At 64.3% G+C, this 23579-nt stretch carries 18 protein-coding genes and 1 pseudogene; 5 read left to right on the top strand and 14 right to left on the bottom strand.

The genetic code is table 11. The features are described 5' to 3' along the window. Window positions 1–68: 68 nt before the first annotated feature. Window positions 69–1334 carry an ATP-binding protein gene (locus EOD29_RS21040; protein ID WP_127247671.1) on the bottom strand — a complete coding sequence of 422 codons (1266 nt, stop codon included), beginning with the start codon at window positions 1332–1334 and terminating at the stop codon, window positions 69–71. Window positions 1335–1519: 185 nt separating this feature from the next. Here EOD29_RS21040 and ppk2 point away from each other — a divergent pair, with 185 nt between their 5' ends. Next, entirely contained in the window at window positions 1520–2425 is a 906-nt protein-coding gene (gene ppk2, locus EOD29_RS21035) for a polyphosphate kinase 2 (RefSeq protein WP_127247669.1), read from the top strand. An 85-nt stretch (window positions 2426–2510) separates the two neighbouring features. On the opposite strand, the gene EOD29_RS21030 is transcribed toward ppk2, so the two are convergent. The 3 genes from EOD29_RS21030 to EOD29_RS21020 form a co-directional block, all read right to left on the bottom strand. After that, window positions 2511–3257, bottom strand: a complete 747-nt coding sequence (locus EOD29_RS21030) for an enoyl-CoA hydratase-related protein (RefSeq protein WP_066996742.1) — start codon at window positions 3255–3257, stop codon at window positions 2511–2513. A gap of 10 nt (window positions 3258–3267) precedes the next feature. Then, complete coding sequence (locus tag EOD29_RS21025; protein ID WP_066996739.1) at window positions 3268–3906, bottom strand: acyl-homoserine-lactone synthase; 639 nt, start codon at window positions 3904–3906, stop codon at window positions 3268–3270. A 276-nt stretch (window positions 3907–4182) separates the two neighbouring features. Beyond that, window positions 4183–4914 (bottom strand): LuxR family transcriptional regulator, encoded by a 732-nt coding sequence (locus EOD29_RS21020; RefSeq protein ID WP_066996863.1) that lies wholly within the window; start codon window positions 4912–4914, stop codon window positions 4183–4185. 219 nt (window positions 4915–5133) lie between these two features. Here EOD29_RS21020 and EOD29_RS21015 point away from each other — a divergent pair, with 219 nt between their 5' ends. Next, the gene (locus tag EOD29_RS21015; protein WP_095826064.1) at window positions 5134–6006 is read left to right on the top strand and encodes a transporter substrate-binding domain-containing protein; all 873 of its coding nucleotides are present in this window, start codon (window positions 5134–5136) and stop codon (window positions 6004–6006) included. Here EOD29_RS21015 and EOD29_RS21010 read toward each other — a convergent pair. Continuing rightward, window positions 6003–6413, bottom strand: coding sequence for a tellurite resistance TerB family protein (locus EOD29_RS21010; protein WP_095826065.1), 411 nt, complete (start codon window positions 6411–6413; stop codon window positions 6003–6005). The genes EOD29_RS21015 and EOD29_RS21010 overlap by 4 nt on opposite strands. Before the next feature lie 167 nt (window positions 6414–6580). On the opposite strand from EOD29_RS21010, the gene EOD29_RS21005 reads away from it, so the two are divergent. Beyond that, window positions 6581–8230 (top strand): lysine--tRNA ligase, encoded by a 1650-nt coding sequence (locus tag EOD29_RS21005; protein WP_095826066.1) that lies wholly within the window; start codon window positions 6581–6583, stop codon window positions 8228–8230. On the opposite strand, the pseudogene EOD29_RS21000 reads toward EOD29_RS21005, so the two are convergent. Together EOD29_RS21000 and EOD29_RS20995 are read right to left on the bottom strand one after the other, a co-directional pair. Further along, window positions 8193–9076: pseudogene (locus EOD29_RS21000) on the bottom strand (thermonuclease family protein). The gene EOD29_RS21005 and the pseudogene EOD29_RS21000 sit on opposite strands and share 38 nt — an antisense overlap. Before the next feature lie 10 nt (window positions 9077–9086). After that, window positions 9087–9728, bottom strand: coding sequence for a helix-turn-helix transcriptional regulator (locus EOD29_RS20995; RefSeq protein ID WP_067322695.1), 642 nt, complete (start codon window positions 9726–9728; stop codon window positions 9087–9089). A gap of 405 nt (window positions 9729–10133) precedes the next feature. On the opposite strand from EOD29_RS20995, the gene EOD29_RS20990 reads away from it, so the two are divergent. Continuing rightward, the gene (locus EOD29_RS20990) at window positions 10134–10607 is read left to right on the top strand and encodes a flavin reductase family protein (protein WP_245475378.1); all 474 of its coding nucleotides are present in this window, start codon (window positions 10134–10136) and stop codon (window positions 10605–10607) included. 12 nt (window positions 10608–10619) lie between these two features. On the opposite strand, the gene EOD29_RS20985 is transcribed toward EOD29_RS20990, so the two are convergent. From EOD29_RS20985 to EOD29_RS20955, 7 genes are all read right to left on the bottom strand, one after another. Further along, a complete protein-coding gene (locus EOD29_RS20985) occupies window positions 10620–11135 on the bottom strand; it encodes a thioesterase family protein (RefSeq protein ID WP_127247667.1) in 516 nt (171 codons plus the stop codon). A gap of 15 nt (window positions 11136–11150) precedes the next feature. Further along, complete coding sequence (locus EOD29_RS20980; protein ID WP_127247665.1) at window positions 11151–13370, bottom strand: 3-hydroxyacyl-CoA dehydrogenase NAD-binding domain-containing protein; 2220 nt, start codon at window positions 13368–13370, stop codon at window positions 11151–11153. Window positions 13371–13384: 14 nt separating this feature from the next. Next, window positions 13385–14593: an acetyl-CoA C-acetyltransferase gene (locus EOD29_RS20975; protein WP_095829202.1), complete on the bottom strand. Its 1209-nt coding sequence runs from the start codon at window positions 14591–14593 to the stop codon at window positions 13385–13387. 33 nt (window positions 14594–14626) lie between these two features. After that, on the bottom strand, window positions 14627–15796 hold the full coding sequence (locus EOD29_RS20970) for an acyl-CoA dehydrogenase family protein (RefSeq protein WP_127247663.1): 1170 nt from the start codon (window positions 15794–15796) through the stop codon (window positions 14627–14629). Continuing rightward, entirely contained in the window at window positions 15793–16236 is a 444-nt protein-coding gene (locus EOD29_RS20965) for an endonuclease domain-containing protein (RefSeq protein ID WP_095826070.1), read from the bottom strand. The genes EOD29_RS20970 and EOD29_RS20965 overlap by 4 nt, the downstream gene beginning before the upstream one ends. A gap of 117 nt (window positions 16237–16353) precedes the next feature. Beyond that, window positions 16354–18150 (bottom strand): acyl-CoA dehydrogenase, encoded by a 1797-nt coding sequence (locus EOD29_RS20960; RefSeq protein WP_095826083.1) that lies wholly within the window; start codon window positions 18148–18150, stop codon window positions 16354–16356. A 230-nt stretch (window positions 18151–18380) separates the two neighbouring features. Then, on the bottom strand, window positions 18381–18842 hold the full coding sequence (locus EOD29_RS20955) for a MerR family DNA-binding transcriptional regulator (protein ID WP_082980529.1): 462 nt from the start codon (window positions 18840–18842) through the stop codon (window positions 18381–18383). Between the two features lie 463 nt (window positions 18843–19305). Between EOD29_RS20955 and EOD29_RS20950 the strand changes: the two genes are divergently transcribed. Next, window positions 19306–23478 carry a peptidoglycan-binding protein gene (locus tag EOD29_RS20950; protein ID WP_127247661.1) on the top strand — a complete coding sequence of 1391 codons (4173 nt, stop codon included), beginning with the start codon at window positions 19306–19308 and terminating at the stop codon, window positions 23476–23478. Window positions 23479–23579: the final 101 nt, after the last annotated feature.

Genomic DNA, 23579 nt, shown 5'->3' with positions numbered 1-23579 from the left:
CAATCTGCCGCTGATACGCGAGCCGGATGACAGAAAAAAGAAAATGCCGGTTGCCAACCAATATAGGATCATTGAGCCGGCAAATGAACCGTGAACGCCGCGCCCTTGCCGACTTCCGACTTGATCGACAGCCTTGCGTTATGACGTGTCAATATATGCTTGACGATCGAAAGGCCAAGGCCGGTGCCTTTCTGGGTCCGGCTGTTTTCCACGTCGACGCGGTAGAAGCGCTCCGTGATGCGGGGGATGTGTTCCTCGGCAATGCCTGGACCATAGTCCCTTATGGTCACGTCGATGCCTGGGTCGTGGCCGTCCTCGGCGTGTGCGATCGACACGGTGACACGCCCGCCCGACTGGCCGTATTTGCAGGCATTCTCCAGCAGGTTCTCGAAAACCTGGAAGAGCTCGTCGCGGTCGCCTGGCACGGAAATCGGCCCATCGATGAAGTCGCGCTCGATGGCGATGCCGTTCTCGTTGGCCAGCGGCGCGAGCGAGTCGATGACGCTGTCGATGGTCTGTCGAAGGTCGACTTCGGTTCCCGGCCGCAGATAGGGTTTCATCTCCAGCCGCGACAGCGACAACAGGTCGTCGATCAGGCGCGCCATGCGGCCCGTCTGGTTCTGCATGATCTGCAGGAACTGGTCGCGCGCCGCCACGTCGTTGCGGGCAGGCCCGCGCAACGTCTCGATGAAGCCGGCGATCGAGGCGAGCGGGGTGCGCAGCTCATGGCTGGCATTGGCGATGAAGTCGGCGCGCATGCGGTCGATGCGGCGCGCCTCGCTCTGATCCTTGAACACCAGCACGTAAAGATGGGTGCCATGGCCGACCGAGGACGCGCTCACCCGGTATGTGCGCTCGACCGGCAGCTTTTCCGTGTAGTCGACGACATCGGACGCCATAGTTCCCGAGACGATCCCGTCAAGCAAAGCCTGCATTTCCGGAGCGCGGAATTTGAGCGACAGCGACATGCCGGGCGCCAGCCCACCGAAGGCGGCGAAGGCGGCGGCGTTGGCGTGGACGATAGTGGCGGTCCGGTCGAAGATGATCAGCGGATCGGCAACGGCGGCGGCCAGATATTCGCCGGACAGCCGCTGCAGCCCGCCGACTTCGACGGCGGCAGTCCCGCCGGCTGACTGGCGCTCGGCGGCGGTCGGCAGCATTGCGGCCGCGACCAGCAACGCGAGGGCCAGCAGAGGCACAAAGATCGAAAGGCCGCCGAAACCATAGACGCCGAGGACCGCGACCAGGGCCGCGGCCAGCGACCAGCGGCTGCGCCGCAGCCGGGCTATGGCTGCCTGCGTTGCGCCTTTCTGGTCTGCGCCCTTATCGACCATGCGCTGCCTCGTATCTCCCGTCGGTGAAAGGTCAGCCAACTGGACCTGCGCATGACCCCCAAAAATCGGAATCGATTTTCTCGAACGTTCATGCGCAAAATCAAAGTGCTACCGCGCGTCCGGTCGGACGCAACGCCTCAGAGGCTCCCATAGCACGAGTCCGCAAGCTGAAAAGGTTCGTCCCGATGAAAAAAGCCGAGGGAAATGCCGACGCGGCGCCTGCCGCAGGACCGATCAAGATGAGGATAGGCGGTAAGGAACGCGAGTTCGACATCGACAACCCGGTGCTGCCGGACTGGATCGAGGACAACAAGCTGACCGCCGGCGGCTATCCCTACGACAAGAAGATGAAGGGTGAAGAGTACGACGAGGAACTCGAGCGGCTGCAGATCGAATTGGTCAAGGCGCAGGCCTGGCTGCAGGCGACCGGCAAACGGGTGTTGGCGCTGTTCGAGGGGCGCGACGCGGCCGGCAAGGGCGGCACGATCTTCGTCCTGCGGCAGTACATGAACCCGCGCACGGCGCGCAACGTGGCGCTGACCAAGCCGACGCCGACGGAGCATGGCCAATGGTACTATCAGCGCTATGTCGACCATTTCCCGACCTCCGGCGAGTTCGTCACCTTCGACCGCTCCTGGTACAACCGCGCCGGCGTCGAGCCGGTCATGGGATTCTGCACCCTGGAGCAGCACGCGACATTCCTCGACGAGACGCCGCATTTCGAGCGGATGATCTGCAACGAGGGTATCCACTTCTTCAAATTCTGGCTGAACATCGGCCGCGAGACGCAGCTCGAACGGTTCCATGACCGCCGCTGGTCGCCATTGAAGAACTGGAAATTCTCGCCGATCGACATCGCCGGCATCAGCAAATGGGACGACTACACCAAGGCGCGCGACCTGATGTTCGATCGCACTCACAAGGAATTCGCGCCCTGGATCATCGTGCGCGCCAACGACAAGCGCCGTGCGCGGCTTGCGGTGATCCAGCGTATCCTTCTCTCCCTGCCTTATGACGGCCGCGACCTCGACGCCGTCGGCAAGCCCGATAAGAAGATCATCGGCGAAGGCCCGTCGTTCCTGGAGAAATAGCTTGCACCGTGCCCGCGGCCGGCGGCCAACATTACAGCGCCGCGCACCTTCTCGGGTACGCGGCGCTGATACTTCCACCAAGGTGTCACGCCGCGAGGCGGGCGATCCGCTGCAAACGCTTCAGCGTGGCGTCGTCCTGCAGCGCTTGCTGGAACAGCGATATCTCATGGTCGATGCGGTCGCACAGAACGTCCGTATCCCCCTTGAGCAGGCCGCGGGTCTGCAACAGCGCGGCAACCGGCTTCTTGGCGAGCTGCCTTGCCCGCGCCAAGGCCATTTCCTCGGCGCTGCCTTCCACGATCTCACCGACAAGGCCGAGCGCCTTGGCGTCGTCGACGCCCAGCGTGTCGCCCAGGCAGAAGAAGCGGAAGGCGCCGGCATAGCCGAGCTTCTGGGGCGCCAGGATGCTGGTCGCCGCGTCCGGCACCAGGCCGAAATCGACGAACGGCACCCTGAACGTGCTGCCCCTGGAGGCGATCACCATGTCGCAGTGGAACAGGATGGTGCAGCCGACGCCGACGGCGTCCCCGTCGACGCAGGCAAGGACCGGCTTGGGAAAGGTCGCAAGCCTGCGAAACATATCGGTGACGGCGGCAATCAGCTGCTGGTGCTTGGCGGCGTCGAGGAACTCCGAGAAGTCGCCGCCGAGGCAGAAGCAGCCGGCAAGGCCGCGCAGCACGACCACGCGAACCTCGTCATTGACGGCGGCCTCGTGGAAGGTCCTGGCGAGGCTCGCATAGGCGTGCCTGTCCAGCACCGGCCGGCCGTCATGCGAGGACACGGTGACGACCAGCGTGTGGCCGCGCAGCTCAGGTTCGGGGTGGAAGCTCATGACAACCTCCTCACGAAGCCTGTCTGAGGCCGAGCTGGCCGGGATAGCCTCTCATCAGCACCGGCGGGAAGTGGTTGCGGCGCTGGCGCACCACCTCCAGCGTATGCTCGGAAAAGGTGAGCAGCGTCGCCACCACCTGCTGGTTGCCATAGGTGCGCTGGTAACCGAGCGGCGTTGCCAGGAAGTGCAGCTGCAGCGCGCGCAGCACCCACATCGGTTCGAACTCGATGATGACCTGGTTGACGTTGCGCTTGAGGCCCCATTCGACGAAACCGGCGATCAGCTCGGTGCCGACCGTCGAGACGCCGCGCTTGCCATCACGGAAGCCCGGCGCCACCGCATAGCGGGTCAGCTCCCAGACTCGCGGCCCCGAGGGCGGCGTCCCCTCATAGAGGTCCGTCAGCACATCGGTCAGTAGATGCGGCCGCGTCGTCGGCAGCATGCGCTGATAGCCGGCTAGCTCGCCGTTGCGGATGACGAGGTGATGCTCGGCCTCGTCATGATCGAATTGGTCGATCTCGAGGCCGTCCGGGCGGTCGAGATCGGTCCAGCCCATCTCCTCGACGAAGATCTTGTAGCGCAGGCGGTGAACCGCTTCCCACAGATCGGGGCGCTCCATCAATTCCTGAGTTGTGAGGGAAAAAAGCATTAGCCGTCTCCTGGGCTTGAGAGGAAGATACGGCCGGGCTCTCCGGAAAATATTACGCGATCGCGTAGGCAAGAATTTTTAGGTCGGCACCGACCGACCCCGCCAATATAGCCGCGCCTAACTGCCTCCGCGACCGCCTGCACGCGGATGGCGACGCCCAGTTTGCTTTGGCGTTAAGAAAGTATTAGCCCTCTCTTAAGACAAGGACACCGCTCGCCCTTGCTTAAAATATTACGCGAATGCGCATGGGACCGTTTCTGGGCCAGCACGGCCGATTTAGCTAATATAGCCACGCCTGATCGCCTCGGCGACTGCCTGCACACGGTTAGCGGCGCCCAGTTTGCTCTTCGCGTTGAGAAGGTGTTTCTCGGAGGTATGCTCCGAAATGCCGAGAATCTGCGAAATTTCCCACTCGGACTTTCCGACAGCTGCCCATTGCAGGCATTCGCGCTCACGCGGTGTGAGTTCGATGTGGTCGACGACCTTGCCGGCCATCGTGTGAAGCTGCATGGCGCGGCCGATGGCGTAGGTGGACACCAGCGAGACCATTCCGAATTCGACGTCCGACAGTTCAACGGACTCGCCACCCAGCGAGACCATGACGATCTGGCCGTCGAGCGTGACCAGCGGGAAGGCGAGGCCGTCGCGCAGCTTGAACTCGCGGGCGTCGCCCATGACCTCGTCGCTGCTCTTGTCGATGACGATGGCCTGGGAAGCCTCCCGCCACTGGAACGGGGCCTGCAATTGCTTCATGTGGCTGACGACCGGATCATGGTCGACATAGTTGCGCGCCACATAGCGCTCCAGCCACTCGCCCGGCCAGTCGCAGAGCAGCACATGGTCCTTCTGCTGGCCGCGCGGCGTGCCGGGTTGCGGGACCGTTCCGGCCATCAGCGCCGTCAGCCCGAAACTCGAGGTGACGCCGAGCAGCCGCTCGCACACTGCCGCAGCAGTGTTGGCGTGCTGTAATTGGTCGATGTATTCCAGAGTTCTATCGAACATGCTCATCGCAACATCTACCCCATGTTGCTTCTGCTTTTCGTACCGATCGTAGATGCCCGAACCACCCTTCGCCATCAACCCCGGACCACAAGTTTCTTCGCGACACCTGCCCCTGTTGCGGGCGCGCGCTGAAACTTGCAAACGCACTAAACCATACGCCGAATTCGCCCGTTTGAAATCAAAAACAATTGTGCCTGCACTGTTTTCGTACGAAAAGCCAAGGACATGATTGGGCGGAGCGTTATCGTGCCATTCCGATGGATATTTCTGGCCCTCCTGTCGGCGCTGATCGGAGCGTTGCCATTTGCCGACGCGACTCGCGCGGCGGAGCCGCAGGTTCCGGTGCTGTGGGATGCCAAGGAGCGGCTGCCGAAGCCCGATCTTTCGGCGTTGCCGAGGCTGAGATTCCTCACCACCACCGATTTTCCGCCTTTCAACTTCCTCGACGGCTCCGGCCGGCTGTCGGGTTTCCACATCGACCTGGCGCGGGCGATCTGCGCCGAACTCGGCATCGTCGAGAAATGCCAGATCCAGGCGCTGCCCTGGAACGATCTCGACGACGCGCTGCGGAAAGGCGAAGGCGAGGCGATCATCGCCGGCATCGCGGCGACGCCGGAAAGCCGCGAGAAATACGCCTTCTCGCGTTCCTATCTGCAGTTCCCGGCGCGCTTCATCATGCCGAAGGCCAAGGCGTTTACCGAGCCGATCCTCGACAAGCTGCGCAGCAAGCGCGTGGGCGTCATCGCCGGCTCGGCGCATGAGAAGATGCTGCGCGACTATTTCAGCACGGTGCAGGTCGTGCCCTTCGACAAGGCCGAGGACCTCTACGCGGACCTCAAGGCCGGCAGGATCGACGCCGCCTTCGGCGACGGCATGCGCTTCGCCTTCTGGCTCGGCGGCTCGGAAGCCGCCGGCTGCTGCCGCTTCGCCGGCGGCCCTTATCTGGCGCCCGAATATCTGGGCTCGGGCATGGCGATCGCCACCAGGGCGGGCGACCCGGCGCTGGCCGCCGCCTTCGACTACGCGTTGCAGGAAATCTCGATCAAGGGAACCTTCGCCGAGTTCTACCTGCGCTATTTTCCGGTGAGCTTTTTCTAAGTCAGTGTGCGCAGGCGGGCCTTCGCCGCACGGGCGATCGCCGCCACGGTGAGCGTGTCGAGATCGAGCTTCCGTCGGATGAGCTGCAGCACCCTCAACTCCTCCATGCGCATTTCGAGATCGACTGCCGCGACCTCGAAAGCGGCGGCATAGGCGGTGTCACGCAACCGCTCCGGCAGCGCATCGGCGACGCGCGCGAGGACGCCTTCCAGCCCGTCCTTGTCGTGCAGAGCCTGCTGGCACGCTTGAGCCACGCCGACCAGGCTGTCGCTGTTGAAATCGACAAACACGGGCCAAGAACGGACGACGTCCCCGATCCGCGCCAGTTCGACATCGGTCATGTCGCGGTCGGATGCCGAAGTGATGACCATGAGATAGATCAGGGCTTCGTGCGGCGTCAAAGGCATTCAAAACTCCTTGATGGTGAGGCTTCAACGTAGGATTGGCAGTGAGGCGCCGCAAGGAAAAGCGCCGCAAATCGTTGACGCTCCGGCCCGTCGCGCCTAGAGACCGGGTGAAAATCTTTACGCGCCCAAGCCGACACATCTGGCCGGCAGATTACCTGGAAAGTGACATGACGGGATCAAACATCATCGATCTCAATGCCGAGATGCTTGCGGCCGCCGCCGAAAGCAAGGCATGGCCGTTCGAAGAAGCCAAGAAGATCATTGCCCGCTACAAGAACAGGGACTTTCCCGATACCGTCCTGTTCGAGACCGGCTACGGCCCGTCCGGCCTGCCGCATATCGGCACCTTCGGCGAGGTGGCGCGCACCACGATGGTGAGGCACGCCTTCCGCGTGCTGACGCAGGACACGGTCAAGACCAAGCTGTTGTGCTTCTCCGACGATATGGACGGCATGCGCAAGATTCCCGACAACGTGCCCGATCGCGCGGCGCTCGAGCCCTACCTGCACAAGCCGCTCACATCGGTGCCCAATCCGTTCGGCGGCGGCTATGCGAGCTTCGCCGACCACAACAACGCGATGCTCTGCCGCTTCCTCGACACGTTCGGCTTCGACTATGAGTTCGCCAGCGCGACCGAATACTACAAGTCCGGGCGCTTCGACGAAGTACTGCTGCGCGCCGCCGAGCGCTATGACGAGATCATGGCGGTGATGCTGCCGACGCTCGGCGAAGAGCGCCAGGCGACCTACAGCCCATTCCTGCCGATCTCGCCGAAAAGCGGCCGCGTGCTCTACGTGCCGATGAAGCATGTCGACGCCAAGGCCGGCACCATCACCTTCGACGACGAAGGCAGCGAGACCACGCTGCCGGTCACCGGCGGCCATGTGAAGCTGCAGTGGAAGCCGGATTTCGGCATGCGCTGGGCAGCGCTCGGCGTCGATTTCGAAATGTTCGGCAAGGACCACCAGACCAACGCGGCAATCTACGACCGCATCTGCAACATCCTCGGCGGCCGCGCGCCGGAGCATTTCGTCTACGAACTATTCCTCGACGAGAACGGCCAGAAGATCTCGAAGTCGAAGGGCAATGGGCTCACCATCGACGAATGGCTGACCTATGCGCCCACCGAGAGCCTCGGCCTCTACATGTACCAGCGGCCGCGGCAGGCCAAGAAGCTTTATTTCGACGTTATCCCGAAGGCGGTCGACGAATATTACGCCTTCCTGTCCGCCTATCCGCGCCAGGAGTGGAAGGAGCGGCTCGGCAACCCGGTCTGGCACATGCATGACGGCAATCCGCCGGCCATCGACCTGCCGGTCCCCTTCGCGCTGCTGCTCAATCTGGTCAGCGCCTCCAACGCGCATGACAAGGCGGTGCTGTGGGGTTTCATCTCGCGCCATGCGTCCGGGGTGACGCCGCAGACGCACCCCGAGCTCGACCGGCTGACCGGGTATGCCATCCGCTATTTCGACGACTTCGTGAAGCCGACCAAGGTCTATCGCGCCGCCGACGAGGTGGAGCGCGAGGCGCTGGCGAAGCTTTCGGAAGCGCTCGGCGAGCTGCCGCAGAGCGCGGACGGCGAGGCGATCCAGAACGCGGCGCTCAACGTCGCGCGGCGGATCGAGCGCTATCAGGACCATTCCAAGCAGAGCCCGGAAGGCGGACCCGGCGTGTCGGTCGCCTTCTTCCAGATGATCTATCAGGTGCTGATCGGACAGGAACGGGGGCCGCGTTTCGGCTCTTTCGCGGCGCTCTACGGCATTACGGAGACGCGCGCGCTCATTGAGCGGGCTCTGGCTGGTCAGCTGGCTGCGTAACGTCGCCATCTTCCGCCGGCAGGATGGAACTCGGCGCGGCGGGCGCCGGGCCGGTGGCGGCCGGCAATGCCGGCAGGCCGCCGAGATTCGGAGCGGCGCCGAAAATGCCTTTCCTCGCCGCGCGCGCCCTGTCGCCCGCCTCGACATAGGGGCCGCCTGGCGCCGCGCGGGCCCAGCCGTTTTCCACCAGCCACAGACCGACATCCTTGTTGCCGACCCAGCACTTGACCGCGATGGCCTTCTGCCCGTCTTGCGGCGGCACTGAGCAGACCAGGGTCCGGCCACGCAGGAAAGCGCGGAATGCCGTCCTGGCGCGAACCCCGCAGTCCCATGACTTGCCTTCGTCGCTGCAGGTCTCGTCCTCTTTGACGATGTCGATGCCCGACACGGCGATGGAATAATCCTTGGCCTTGATCAGGCCGGCGGCGGTGGCGACGGGCTGGAGCAACTTGGTGCCCTCCTCGCCATCCGGCAGTTTCGTTTTCCGCGGCCTGGGCGGACCGGCCAGCGCCAGATCGCTGAGCGGCGCGCGCGGCTCGACCCGTTCCAGTTCCTCGGCAGGCACTTCGGGTGGCGCCACCACGTCGGGATCGATCGCCCGCGAATGCGCCACTGGCTTCGGCGGCGCGGCGCGGCAGGCGCCAGAATGGCGGACGTCGCCGGTTCCGCAGTTATCGATTCCCGAGGCGCCACATCGGCGTCTTGCCCCGGAAGTGCACTGGCCGGATCGATCTGATCGACCGCGACGACGCTTTCGCTGCCCTTCAGCGAGTGGCCTCCGGCGACGACCAGCGCCGCCATTGCCGGAACCGCCACAAGCGCCAGGGCAAGATGGAGGACCCGCACCAGCCCGGACCTACTGGCTTGCCCAGACGATCCGCGCCACCCACTCGACCTCGCTCATCGGGATATCGCGGTCCGGGTGAGCGGGGTTGAGCGAGACCAGCACAACCGACTTCGCGGTCTGCCGGTCGAGCACCTTGGCCATCACCTCGCCGGCGGTGGTCTTGACGACGACGCGGTCGCCCTTGCGCGTCGGCGCGCCCGGCTCGACGATCAGCACGTCGCCATTGCGGTAGAGCGGCAGCATGGAATCGCCCTGGACCTTCAGCGCATAGGAGGTTTCCGCCGCCCGCGCCGGAAGCTCGACCAGATCCCAGCCCTGCCCTGAGGGATAGCCGGCATCGTCGAAGAAACCGCCGGCACCGGCCTGGGCGAAGCCAAGCAGCGGCACGGCCATACGCGGCGGCGGCGCGGCGGAGGCACCGTGACCCTCAACCAGCACGGTGAATTCTTCCAGCGAGGCGCCGGTGGCCTCGATGATCTTGGCCAGCGATTCGGTCGAAGGCCAGCGCGGCCGGCCGTCGGAGGACAGGCGCTTGGATTTGTTGAAGGCGGTCGAATCGAGGCCCGCGCGGCGGGCGAGACCAGAAGCCGAGAGCGAATAGCGTTCGGCAAGAGCATCGATTGCGGCCCAGACGCGATCGTGTGAGAGCAAGTCCGCTCTCCTTCGAAAAACAGGAAAAAATGCCTCACTGCTGTCTAACGCGCGACCATTCAATTGTCCACCGGCGCGAACAGCGGATTGCAGAGAAAGTCGCCGCTTCCGCAAGATTGACGGGCTCGATCCTGAGCCGGGCGCCGGCACCGACATGTCGCCGCGTGCGCGATGCATCGTTCGACCCCGGCCGAAACGTCTCGGTGCGCAAGCTTGGTAGGGTACGGTTCTCGAATTGCGAAGGACTGCTCATGTTGCCGAACCACCAATGCATCGCCCCATCCGTTCTGTATTTTGGGACGCCTGTCGTCCTGATGGTTACCCGAAACCATGACGGCACCGCCAACATTACACCCATGTCGTCCGCGTGGGCCTTGGGTTCATGCGTGGTCCTCGGCCTGAGGCTTGAGTTCGGCGACCCAGGGCGCCATCAATCTTCTGCAGGATGGCGAATGCACCCTCAATTTTCCCGCGGCCAGCCTCTGGGCGAATGTCGAACGGATCGCGCGCACCACGGGTGCGAATCCAGTTCCACCCCATAAGGCCGAATTGGGGTTCGTTCATGACGCCGACAAGTTCGCTTTAGGCGGCTTTGCGATCCAGCCCAGCGAATTGATCCTGACGCCGCGCATCGCAGAATGTCCCCTGCAGTTCGAAACACGCCTGCTGACCTGCCATCGCAGCGCGAAGCAGCAAGGCGCATCCTCGACGCACCTCATCATGGAGGTAGACGTGCAGCGAGTACATGCGCACAGCAGCATCGTCTTGCCGGGAACGAACCACATCGACACTGCGCGATGGAATCCGCTGTTCTATGTGTTCCGGCACTATTTTGGCGACGCGGTCGATCTGGGCAAAACCTTCCGGGCCGAACATTGAACGCTTGCTCGATCAGGCCCGCTTGGCCTCTTCGCGCAGGTTCCGGTGCGAGATCATGAGTGCCCGCTCGGGCTCGGTCGGCGGGCGCGGTTCCGCCGAATGGCCGAGCGCCGCGACGACCTCCTCAATTTCGAGAAAGCGGCCACCGCGCCGGTCATAGACGCCGCCGGTGGTCAGGATCAGCGCCGCCGTCTCCCCATTGTCGAGGACGAAGCGGTGCTTGCCGATCACCGAAGTGCCTTCCCAGGTCTCGATCGACGACACCACCTCGAAGCGGCGCCACAGCCTGATCTCGCGCACATAGGCCGATTGCAGCCCGCCGATCATCGGCGCCCAGCCGTTGCGTCGCGCGAGCCCGACAAGACCGATGCGAAGAAAGACATCGATGCGGCCAAGATCGGCCAGCATCATGTAACGGGCATTGTTGAGATGGCTGTTGAAATCGATGTCGGTCGGCAGGCAGCGAAAGGCCAGCCGGCTCTGATCGCCGATTTTATAAGGGCCACGGCTACGCGCCGTGGCCATCATGCGCGCGAGGCGCCGTCAGGCAGCCTTCTTGACCTCGCCCTTCTGGTAAGGGTCGAAGCGCTGGTAGAAAGTCTCGCCCTTCTCGGCCATGTCGAGCAAAAGCTTGGGCGTCTTGAACTCGGCCCCGTATTTCTTCTGCAGGCCCTTGGCGATCTTGACGAAACGCTTGGCGCCGATGCCGTCGATGTAGGAGAGAGCGCCGCCGGTGAACGGCGCGAAGCCGAAGGCGAGGATCGAGCCGACGTCCGCCTCGCGCGGATCGGTGACGATGCCCTCCTCCATGACGCGCACCGCCTCCAGGGCGATGGTGACCAGCAGGCGCTCTTTGAGCTCCTCGTAGTCGACCTTCTCGGGCTTCAGCTGCGGATAGAGATCCTTGAGACCCGGCCACAGCTTCTTCTTCGCCGGCTTGGCAGGATAGTCGTAGAAGCCCTTGCCGTTCTTGCGGCCGAAGCGGCCATGCGTGTCGACCATGGTGTTGATCAGCGCCATCTGCTTCGGGTCGACGGCTTTCTCGCCTAGATCCTTGATGGTCTGCTTCATGATCTTCTGGGCAAGGTCGATCGCCGTCTCGTCGGTCAGCGCCAGTGGGCCGACCGGCATGCCGGCGGCCTTGGCGGCGTTCTCGATCATCGCCGCAGGGACGCCTTCGATAAGCATCTTGTAGGCTTCCGACATATAGCGCAGCACGCAGCGATTGACGTAGAAGCCGCGCGTGTCGTTAACGACGATCGGCGTCTTCTTGATGGCGCGTACGAAGTCGATCGCGACCGCGAGCGCCTTGTCGCCGGTCTTCTTGCCGAGGATGATCTCGACCAGCATCATCTTGTCGACGGGCGAGAAGAAGTGGATGCCGATGAAGTTTTTCGGCCGCGCCGAGTTCTTCGCCAGCGAGGTGATCGGAATGGTGGAAGTGTTCGAGGCAAAGATCGCCGAGGACTTCAGCGCCGCTTCCGCTTTCTCGGTGGCGAGCTTCTTCACGCCTGAATCCTCGAACACCGCCTCGACGACAAGGTCGCAGCCGGCAAGATCGGCATAGTCGGCCGTCGGCGTGATCAGCGACAGCAACCTGTCTTTCTCTTCGGGCTTGGCGCGGCCCTTCTTCACCTGGTCCGAAATCAGGCTGTCGGAATGCGCCTTGCCCTTCTCGGCCGACTCCATGTCGCGGTCGAGCAGCACGACCGGAATGCCGGCCCTGGCCGTGACATAGGCAATGCCGGCGCCCATGAAGCCGGCGCCGAGTATGCCGATCTTCTTGAACTTGCTGTCCGGCACGCCGGTCGGGCGGCGCGCGCCCTTGTTCAGTTCCTGCAGCGACACGAAAAGCGAGCGGATCATCGCCGCCGCTTCTTTGGTCTGCATGATCTCGGTGAAGTAGCGCTGCTCGATCCGGAGCCCGGTGTCGAAGGGCACCAGCAGGCCCTCATAGACGCATTTCAGGATCGCGGCGGCCGCCGGATAGTTGCCAAAGGTCTCGCGGCGCAGGATGGCGATGGCCGGCGGCCAGAGATTGGCGCCGGCCGCCGAATAGATCGGACCGCCGGGCAGCTTGAAACCCTTTTCGTCCCATGGCGCCACCGGCTTCAGGCCGTTTTTGATCATCGCCTTGGCGGTCTCGACAAGCTTCTTCGGCTCGGCGATCTCGTGGATCAGGCCCATCGACTTCGCCTTTTGCGGCGTCAGATTCTGGCCGCTGGTCAGCATCTGCAGCGCCTGCTGCTGATCGGTCAGCCGCGGCACGCGCTGGGTGCCGCCGGCGCCCGGGAAGATGCCGATCTTCACCTCGGGAAGCGCCATCTTCACCTTGTCGGAATCGGCCGCGACGCGGCCGTGGCAGGCGAGCGACATCTCGAAGGCGCCGCCCATGCAGGTGCCGTTGATCGCCGACACCCACGGCTTGCCGCAGGTCTCGATCTTGCGGAACAGACCGGTCATGTAACCGGCATTGTCGAACAGCGCCTTGGTCGCCTTTTCGAGGTCCTTTTCCTTTTCGACGGCGAAGGTGGCGAGCATCTTCTGCAGCATGGTGATGTCGGCACCGCCGGAGAAGCTGTCCTTGCCGGAGGTGATGACCGCGCCTTTGATGGCGGCGTCGCCCGCCACACGATCGACGATGGCGTTGAGCTCGCGCATCGCCTCTTCGGTGAAGACGTTCATCGAGCGGCCCGGCATGTCCCAGGTGACCAGCGCGATCCCGTCGGCGTCCACGTCGAGGGTGAAATTGGTGTAGCTCATCTTTTCTCTCCCCGTCAGACGCGTTCGATGATGGTGGCGGTGCCCATGCCGGCGCCGATGCAGAGCGTGACCAGCGCGGTGTTCAGGTCCCGGCGCTCCAGCTCGTCCAGCACCGTGCCGAAGATCATCGCGCCGGTGGCGCCGAGCGGATGGCCCATGGCGATCGCGCCGCCATTGACGTTGATCTGGTCATGCGGGATGTCGAAGGCCTGCATATAGCGCAGCACAACGGAAGCGAAGGCCTCGTTGAGCTCGAAGAGGTCGATGTCCGACAGCTTCATTTTGGCACGCTTCAAGAGCTTTTCGGTGACGTCGACCGGGCCGGTCAGCATCAGCACCGGCTCGGAACCGATATTGGCGAACGAGCGGATGCGCGCGCGGGGCTTCAAGCCCATGGCCTTGCCGGCCTTCTTGGAGCCGAGCAGTACAGCAGCGGCGCCGTCCACGATGCCGGACGAGTTGCCGGCATGGTGGACGTGGTTCACTTCCTCGACTTCCGGATGCTTCTGCACGGCCACCGCATCGAAGCCGCCCATCTCGCCCGGCATGACGAAGGACGGATTGAGCGAGGCGAGCGACTGCATGTCGGTCGAAGGCCGCATGTGCTCGTCACGGTCGAGGATGGTGAGGCCGTTCTGGTCCTTGATCGGGACCACCGAATTCTTGAAGCGGCCGTCCTCCCACGCCTTGGCGGCGCGCTTCTGGCTCTCGACGGCGTAAGCGTCGACGTCGTCGCGGCTGAACCCGTATTTCGTCGCGATCAGGTCGGCCGAGATGCCCTGCGGCACGAACCAGCCGGGAAGCCCGACGGAGGGGTCCATGAACCAGGCGCCGCCGGACATGCCCATGCCGACACGCGACATGGATTCTACGCCCCCGGCAATGACGATCTCGTCCGCGCCTTGCGCGATCTTGGCGGCGCCGAAATTGATGGCATCGAGTCCGGAAGCGCAGAAGCGCGATATCTGCATGCCGGGCGCCTTGGTGTCGTAGCCGGCCTCGAAGGCGGCGGCGCGCGGAATGACCGAGCCCGCTTCGCCGACCGGATCGACGCAGCCGAAGATGATGTCGTCGACCGTGCCGGTGTCGAGCGCGTTGCGGTCACGCAGCGCCTCAAGCGTCTTTGCCGCGAGCCGCACCGCCGGCACCTCGTGCAGCGAGCCATCCTTCTTGCCTCTGCCGCGCGGCGTGCGCACGGCGTCATAGACGTAAGCTTCGGCCATTTTCGTGCTCCTTGGATTTGCCGGTCGCTGCGCTCAGAGAGAGCGCCCGATCAGCAATTTCATGATCTCGTTGGTGCCGCCGTAGATGCGCTGGACGCGGGCGTCGCGGAACATGCGGGCGATCGGATATTCGTTCATGTAGCCATAGCCGCCATGCAGTTGAAGGCATTCGTCGACGACTTTGCCCTGCAGGTCGGACAGCCAGTATTTGGCCATAGAGGCGGTGACCGGGTCGAGGCCGCCGTCGATGTGGCGGGCGACGCAGTCGTTGTAGAAGACGCGGCCGATCGTGGCCTCGGTCTTCAGCTCGGCCAGCTTGAACTGGGTGTTCTGGAAATCGATGATCGCCTTGCCGAAGGCCTTGCGCTCCTTGACGTAGTCGATGGTCAGCGCCAGCGCCCGCTCGATCATGGCGATCGCGCCGGTGCCGATCTGCAGCCGCTCCTGCGGCAATTGCTGCATCAGCTGGACGAAGCCCTTGCCTTCCTCATGGCCGAGCAGGTTGGAGGTCGGCACTCGCACGTCGTTGAAGAACAGCTCGGAGGTGTCGTTGGCCTTGAGCCCTATTTTGTCGAGGTTGCGACCGCGTTCGAAGCCCTCGACCTCGTCGGTCTCGACGACGATCAGCGAGGTGCCCTTGGCGCCCTTGTCCGGATCGGTCTTGGTGACGACGATGATCAGGTTGGCAAGCTGGCCGTTGGTGATGAAGGTCTTGGAGCCGTTGAGCTTGTAGTGATTGCCGTCCTTCTCCCCACGGGTCTTGACGCCCTGAAGGTCGGAGCCGGCGCCGGGCTCGGTCATAGCGATGGCGCCGATCAGCTCCCCGGTCGCCAGTTTCGGCAGCCATTTTCCTTTCTGCTCCTCGGAGCCGTAATGCAGGATGTATGGCGCGACGATCGAGTTGTGCAGGCCGATGCCGAAGCCGTCGACCCCGACGTGGCCGATAGCCTCGATGATGGCGCTCTCATGCGCGAAGGTGCCGCCGGAGCCGCCATATTTCTCCGGCATAGAGGCGCAGAGCAGGCCGGCGGCGCCCGCCTTCAGCCAGCTCTCGCGGTCGAAAATCTCGTTCTTCTCGAACTCTTCGTAGCGCGGCGCGATCTCCTCCGACATGAAGCGGCTCGCCATCTCGTAGAGCATGCCGACTTCGTCCGCCGCCCAGGCGGGCTTCGGCAGGCCAAGAACTTCGGCTGGATTTGTCATGCTGTTTCCTCCACTGCGCCGGCGTCCCCCTCCCCCTTGAGGGGAGGGTGGCCGCGAAGCGGCCGGGAGGGGTCGCCGATGAGGTGCTCGGCCTTGTCCTTAACAAACTGCGCCACATGCCATGCACTGTTAATGACATCAGGCTCATCAATCCTGACAACGACATACCCGAGTGACGGCAAACAGGCGTCGCGGTTCACATCATGGCGTCTGCCAGCTTCGGTTTCGTGCAGGTCGCCGTCGACCTCGACGATCAGTTTGACCTTCGGGCAGACGAAATCGACAATGTACGGGCCGATCGGCGATTGCCGCCTGAACTTCAGGCCATCAGCCGTCAGCTCGCGCAATTCGTACCACAGCAGGGACTCGGCCTTCGCCGTGTGCAGACGAAGCGAGCACGCTTTCTGTCGCATCTCGAAACTGACCCGCGTGCGGGGCATTGTGTTAGTCCTTCTCCCAGGGTGCGTCGCCAGAATTGGCGTCGAGTTCGTCGCGGGCGACCCCTCCCGGCCCCTCGGGCCACCCTCCCCTCAAGGGGAGGGGGACGCCGAGCATTTCTAGAACGCTTCCGCCGGCAGCGCCATTAGCGTATCCGCGCCACTGGAAATGCGGGCGAGGCGCGTCGCGCTCTCCGGCATGATCCGCTCCATGAAGAAGCGCGCCGTCACCAGCTTGTTGTCGTAGAACGACGCGGCCCCATTGGCACCTTCGGCGAGCTTCGTTTGGGCGGCCTTGGCCATCTGGCCCCACATGTAGCCCAATGCCACCAGGCCGAAGAGATGCATGTAGTCGGTCGAGGCGGCGCCCGCATTGTCGGGCTTGGCCATGGCATTCTGCACCAGCCACATGGTCGCCGCCTGCAGGTCGTTGAGGCCCTTCTTCAGCGCCTTGGTGAAGGGCGCCATCTTGTCGTCAGCGCGGTTTTCCTCGCAGAATTCGCCGACCTCCTTGAAGAAGGCCTGCACGGCGCGGCCGCCATTCTGCGCCAGCTTGCGGCCGACCAGATCAAGCGCCTGAATGCCGTTGGCGCCTTCATAGATCATGGCGATGCGGGCATCGCGGACGAACTGGCTCATGCCGTGTTCTTCGATGTAGCCGTGGCCGCCGAACACCTGCTGCGCCATCACGGCGTGATCGAAGCCCTTGTCAGTCAGCACGCCCTTGACCACCGGCGTCAGCAGACCGGTGTAGTCGTCGGCCGACTGGCGGTCCCTTTCGTCACCGGAGCGGTGCGCGACGTCCGACTTGATCGCCGTCCACAGCGCCAGCGCTCGGCCGCCCTCGTTGAACGCCTTCATGGTCATCAGCGAGCGGCGGATATCGGGATGGACGATGATCGGGTCGGCCTTCTTGTCCAGTGCCTTGATGCCCGACAGCGAGCGCCCCTGGAGGCGGTCCTTGGCGTAAGACACCGCGTTCTGATAGGCGATCTCCGAGACCGAGAGCCCTTGCAGACCAACGCCCAGGCGGGCCTCGTTCATCATCGTGAACATGGCCTTCAGGCCACCGTTCAACTCGCCGAGCAAAGTGCCTTCGGCCTCGTCATAGTTCATGACGCAGGTCGAGTTGCCGTGGATGCCCATCTTCTCCTCGATCGAGCCGCAGGAGAGCGCGTTGCGCGCGCTGACATTGCCCGAGTCGTCGAGCTTGAACTTCGGCACGATGAACAGCGAGATGCCTTTGACGCCTTCCGGCGCCCCTTCGACGCGGGCCAGCACCAGATGGACGATGTTGTCGGCCATGTCGTGCTCGCCGGCGGAGATGAATATCTTCTGGCCGGAAATCCTGTAGGTGCCGTCGCCATTGGGCACCGCCTTGGTGCGCAGCAGGCCGAGATCGGTGCCGCAATGCGGCTCGGTGAGATTCATGGTGCCGGTCCAGGCGCCCTCGATCAGCCTGGGCAACCAGGTGGCCTTCTGCTCGTCCGTGCCATGGGTGACAATGGCCGCGATCGCGCCCTGCGTGAGGCCGGGATACATCATCAGCGCCATATTGGCGGACACCATGTATTCGGAGACCGCGGTGTGGACTGTATAGGGCAGACCCTGGCCACCGAACTCGGCCGGTGCCGCTAGGCCCATCCAGCCGCCCTCGCGATACTGGCTGAAAGCGTCCTTGAATCCTTTGGGCGTGGTCACGCTACCGTCTTCATGGCGCACGCAGCCTTCCATATCGCCGACCCGGTTCAGCGGATGCATGACGTTTTCGGCTAGCTTGGCGCCTTCGGCAAGAATCGCCTCGACGACGTCCGGCGTAGCGTCCGAGAAGCCCGGAAGATTAGAATAGCGCTGGTAGCCGAGCACGTCGTTGAGCACGAACAGCGTGTCCTGGACGGGCGCCCTGTAGATCGTCATGCCCTCCTCCACCCTTGCGGTCCCGGCCGGCCAGCAAGTTTCCGATCCGGATGTGGATGGGAGGCCGAGCCAATGTCGATGCCCCCGATAGCAAATATTGACGTTTGCGTAAACGTCAACTTCGTCGCAGCCCGAAATTTTTGATTAGCGCTCGCTCCAAGGCAACAAAAAAGCCGCGCGGCTGCAGCCACGCGGCTTTCTCTATCCTAGGCTATGCCGTTAGCGTGAGATCAGCCGGCGGCGCTTGCCTGCGGCGCGGCCCGCTCGGCCAGCATCTGGCGAACGATCGCCATCGAATTGCTCAGGTCGCTGATAGCCTCATCGATCAGCGCGCGCTGCTTCTGCAAGCGGGCAAGCTGCTTCTCGGACTTGTCGAGCGCCAGCCGCAACTGCTTGGTGTTGGATCCGGTCGGATCGTAAAGATCCATCATCTGCTTGACGTCCCGCAGCGAGAAACCGACCTTGCGGCCGAGCAGGATCAGCTTCAGCCGGGCCTTGTCGCGGCGCGTGTAGAGCCGGGTCGAGCCGTCGCGCTTCGGATTGAGCAGGCCCTTGTCCTCGTAGAATCGCAGCGTGCGCAAGGTCACGCCGTACTTCTTGGCCATCTCGCCGATACGGACGAATTCTTCGTCGGTCTCGACCGATATGTGATTGCTATTGGCCGCGGCTTCGCCGGGCGAAACAAGTTTCATGGTCACTGGCTTTCCCCTGATGGCGTCGCGGTCACGGACCAAAACGTCGCCTGAGTGGAAGCGGGGGCGTGCTTCCAATCGTGGTTTCGACAATTCAATCGCAAGAGGCACGGCTTCGCACCTTTTACGTTTACGTCAATTCTATACCGACAGCCGGCACCTGACGCAAGGGCGTTGTCGGAAACACTCCTTTATGCCGCACTCGGATGCCATTGGGGCGGGCGGGTCAGGATTATGCGCCACTTCTTAAGCTTGGTTAACGCCTTGTTTACCACGTTGGGCGAAATGTGCGCATGTCGGTCACCCGTGTTTATCCTGTAGCGAATTTTTCACGGTTTTCGAAGCGTGGGTGAGAAACCCGGGAAGCCCGTCTTCCTCCGCAGCAAAACCGCGCGGACGCCTTCGTTCCCGGCAGACTCTGGGAAACCGGTCTCAGCCGGTCATTCTGAACACGGGCGCATCGATGAACAGCAAGCGGTCCTATCTCGATACACTCAACGCCGGTAGGCAGCGCCGGTCGCAGACCTCGCTGGAGGATCTGAGCCGCTCGCTCGAAACGCTGGAGCAGCGGCTGGAGCGGACGCGCAGCGACACGCCCGAGCGCCCCGATCCGCGGCGGCCGGCCCCCGAGCCGCGCTATGCGGCCGCGCAACCTTATGGTTCGCCCCGCTGGTACGAGGAACCCTACACCACGCAGAGGGACCAAAATCGCGGACCGCAAAACCGCGGGCCGCAGAACCCGGCGGCCGCAGCTTCCGACTTCGGCCCCAATTATCAGGCCATTGCCCGCGACATCGACCGGGTGCGCGGACAGGAAGACGGCGTCGCGATGGTTGGCAAGATCGCGGTCGAATTGCGCGGACTGCGCGAGGAGTTGCGCCATCAGATGACCGCCGGCCTGCAGCGCGAATTCGACGCGCTGCGTCAGGATATCGATCGCGCCATGCAGGCGGCGAGCCAGCATGGTGCCCCCGCCGACAAGAACAGCGCCGAGCTCGGCCTCGAGTTCGAACGGCTTTCCGGCGCCATCCACACGCTTGCCGAAAAAAGCGACGATCGCAGCGTCAACCTGCTGCGGCTGGAGTTGGAGCAGGTCAAGGCGGCGCTCGACACGCTGGCGCGCGAGGAAAGCGTGCGGGCCGTCGACCAAAGCGTGCAGGCCGTCGACCGCCGCTGGGACGATTTCGATCGCCGCTGGAGCGCCTTCGAGGATCGCGTCGACGCCGACCAGCGCCAGCGCGCCGAGGGTCCCAACCTTTCGGCGCTGACCGACCGCCTCGAACAGATCAGCAGCGCGGTCAACAACCTGCCGCAATCGCTGTCGCTCGCCTCGCTGGAGGAAAAGGTGCGCACCCTCGCCGGAGCGGTCGACCGTTTCGCCAGCCAGCAAACGATGCGCGGCGGCGAGACGCTTGCCATGATCGACGAGCGGCTGGACGAGATCTCGCGCGCCATCGTCGCCTCGACGGTGGCCGCGCAGGCCAATGCCTTCGATCCGGAAACCTTCGGGCGAATCGAGAAACGGATCGCCTCGCTGGCGGAGCAGATCGAGGAGGTCTCGCAGTCGCGTCCCGGCGCCGAGGTCATCGACCGCCTCAACCTTCTGTCCAGCCGTGTGGACGAGCTCGCCGGGCGCGCCCATCTGCCGGAGCAGGCGATGGAGCGTCTCGGCAAGCAGATTGCTTTGATCACCGACAAGATAGACCGCGCGCCGGCGATGCCCGACGCCGACCACATCTTCCAGGGCCTGGAGCAGCGCTTCGACGCGCTGTCCACGCTCCTCGAGCGCCGCCAGGGTGATGCCATCGAGCAGAGCAACCTGCTGTTCCGCGAACTCGAGCGGCGGCTGGACGAAGTCGCCGACAGGCTCGACCAGCGCATGCGGCAGGACGACGGCGCTGGCATCATGGAGGCGATCGACGCCCGCTTCACCGCGCTTGCCAAGCGCATCGAGACGCGCGCGCCCGATCCCGCCAACGAGATGGCGATCCGTGGCCTGGAAAGCCGGCTCGAGGACATCTCCAGCCGGCTGGAATCCTCCGCCGCGCAGGTCGCCGGCATTGATCCGGCACTGATCCGCAGCCTTGAGTCGCAGGTGACCGCCCTTTCGGCGCATCTTTCGAAGCCGAGCGCACCGCTTCCCGATTTCGAGGACATCAGCCCTCGCCTCGACGAGATCGAGAAGTCGCTGGCCGGCACGCGCGATTCCATCCTCACCGTCGCGCGCGAGGCTGCGGAGAACGCCGTGCGGTCGCTGGGCGAATCGAGTTCCGGCACGGCTGCTTCCAACGCAGCCGCCGTGAGCGGGCTCGCGCAGGACCTGAAGACGCTCGAAGCGCTCACCCGCCGTTCCGACGAGCGCAATTCGCGCACGTTCGAGGCGATCCACGACACGCTGCTCAAGATCGTCGACCGGCTCGGCTCGCTGGAGGCCGAAGGTCCCAGTGAAGCGGTCAGCGAACTGATCGACCCGCAGCCGGGCGGCAAGCGGGCCGCCCGCACCGGCAAGATCGCCGTCCAGGACGCGCCGTCGATGGATATCGACCAGCCGCTGCCACTGACCGGAGACATCGCCGATCTCGATGCGCGCTCCGCCTCCATCCTGCGCCACGATCCGGTTTCGCGAAACGAGCCGGCTGCACCGGGCGAACCTGTTACGCGTAGCGAACCTGTTACGCGTGGCGAATCTGTTACGCGTGGCGAACCTGTAATGCGCGGCGAAGCTGCCGCTCGCACGCCCGCCGAGGCCGCGGCCGCCGCCGCAATGGCTGCGCTCGGATCAGACGAAATTGGCGAGAAGGCTGAGACCACCGGCCGCAAGAAGTCGATGTTCAGCGGACTGGCGCGTGCCTTCAAGGGCAAGAAGAACGAGGACACACCGCCGCTTGCCGGCTCGGCACCGGCCGGCGACGTTCCGACCGTCGACATCGACGAACCGCTCGATCCGAGAGCCGCCAACCGGCCGCTCGAACCTGGTTCCGGCGCGCCGGACCTCAACGCCATCATGAAGCGCGTGCGCGACGAGCGCGGCGGTCAGCCGGCCAAGCGCAGCGAGACAGATGCCGCCAAATCCGATTTCATCGCGGCCGCCCGCCGCGCGGCGCAGGCCGCCGCCGCGGAAGCCGACGCGCTGAAGCGGCAGTCGACGATGACCGGCCCGGTGAAGGCGCTCAGAATCGGCGATCTGCTCAAGGCGCGGCGCAAGCCGATCCTGATGGCGGCGGCCGCGATCATGATGGCACTGGCCGGCCTGCAGCTCGGCAAGGCGTTCTTCTCCGACCCCGCGCCGGTCGCCAGCAACGACGTCGCGCCGATCGTCTCCACCCAATCGGTCGAAACCGCCTCGCTCGATGTCAGCACGCCCAAGCCCGACACGGGCACTGCGAAGCCCGAGAGCGCGCCGGCGCGTGCCGTCAGGCAGGCCGAGCCGTCGAAGGACGATCCAACGCCACAGGCCGCCTTTCAACCATCCGCACCCGAAATGCCCGCGGCCGCGGCGCCAGCCGAACCGGCGCCTGCTCCGGCGACTCCGTCCGCGCCAGCCCGGCCCGCGCCGATGGCTTCGGCGACACCCTCGGAGCCAGTCTCTCCGGCTGCGAACGGGCCTGCCATGGACACGGACGGCGACGCGCAGCCCACCATCGGCGCGCCGGCGAGCACAGCAATGCCCGGTGCCGCCGCAGCCGGTGCTTCCTCGGCCGGCACGCCGGCAACCACGTCCGCCGACACCACGGGCACCGTCCCGCCGGGCGGCGGCCAGACGGCAAGTTCGGCCGCCAAGATCGATGTCCCGGCCGATATCGGTCCGGTGGCGCTGCACGACGCGGCCGCAGGCGGTGACGCCAAGGCGCTGTTCGAGATCGGCTCGCGCTACGCGGAATCGCGCGGCGTCAAGGAAGACATGGCGGCGGCCGCCAAATGGTATGAGAAATCCGCCGAACTGGGCTTCGCACCGGCCGAATACCGCATCGGCAATTTTTACGAGAAGGGCATCGGCGTCGCGCGCGACATCAAGAAAGCCAAGACCTATTACCAACTCGCGGCGGAACAGGGCAACGCCAGCGCCATGCACAATCTGGCGGTTCTGTTCGCGATGGCGGCGGACGGCGTGACCGACAATGAGTCGGCGGCGCACTGGTTCCAGGAGGCGGCCGACCTCGGCGTCAAGGACAGCCAGTTCAATCTCGGCATCCTTTCGGCCAAGGGCGTCGGCATGAAGCAGAACCTGGAGGAATCCTACAAATGGTTCGCTCTCGTCGCCAAGACCGGCGACAAGGACGCTGCGGCCAAACGCGACGAGATCGCCAATGCGCTCAGGCCCGAGCAGCTCGAGCGGGCGCGCGCCGCCACGGACCTGTGGAAGGCCAAGCCGCTCAACGCGGCCAGCAACTCGGCCGACATTCCGGAATCCTGGCAGGACAGCACGCCGCAGACCACCGCCGGCATCGACATGAAGAAGGCGGTGAAGAACATCCAGCTGATCCTCAATAAGAACGGCTATGATGCCGGCGGCGCCGACGGCGTTATGGGCGACAAGACCAAGAACGCGATCATGGCCTTTCAGACCGACAACAAGATGAAGCCGACCGGCGAGATCGACGCGCCACTCGTCAAGGCGCTGCTTGCGCACAAATAACGGCAGGCGCGTCGCTTCCGCGACGGCTTGCCACAGATTTGCCTGTTAACTGATTGAGACGGTTTTCGTTTCGGCGCGGCGCCGGGGTTTGACCCCGGCGC

The organism is Mesorhizobium sp. M1A.T.Ca.IN.004.03.1.1 (assembly GCF_003997555.1).
Classification (GTDB): domain Bacteria; phylum Pseudomonadota; class Alphaproteobacteria; order Rhizobiales; family Rhizobiaceae; genus Mesorhizobium.
Note: the sequence above shows the minus strand (reverse complement) of the source record. Positions and strands in the feature narration are given on the sequence as shown.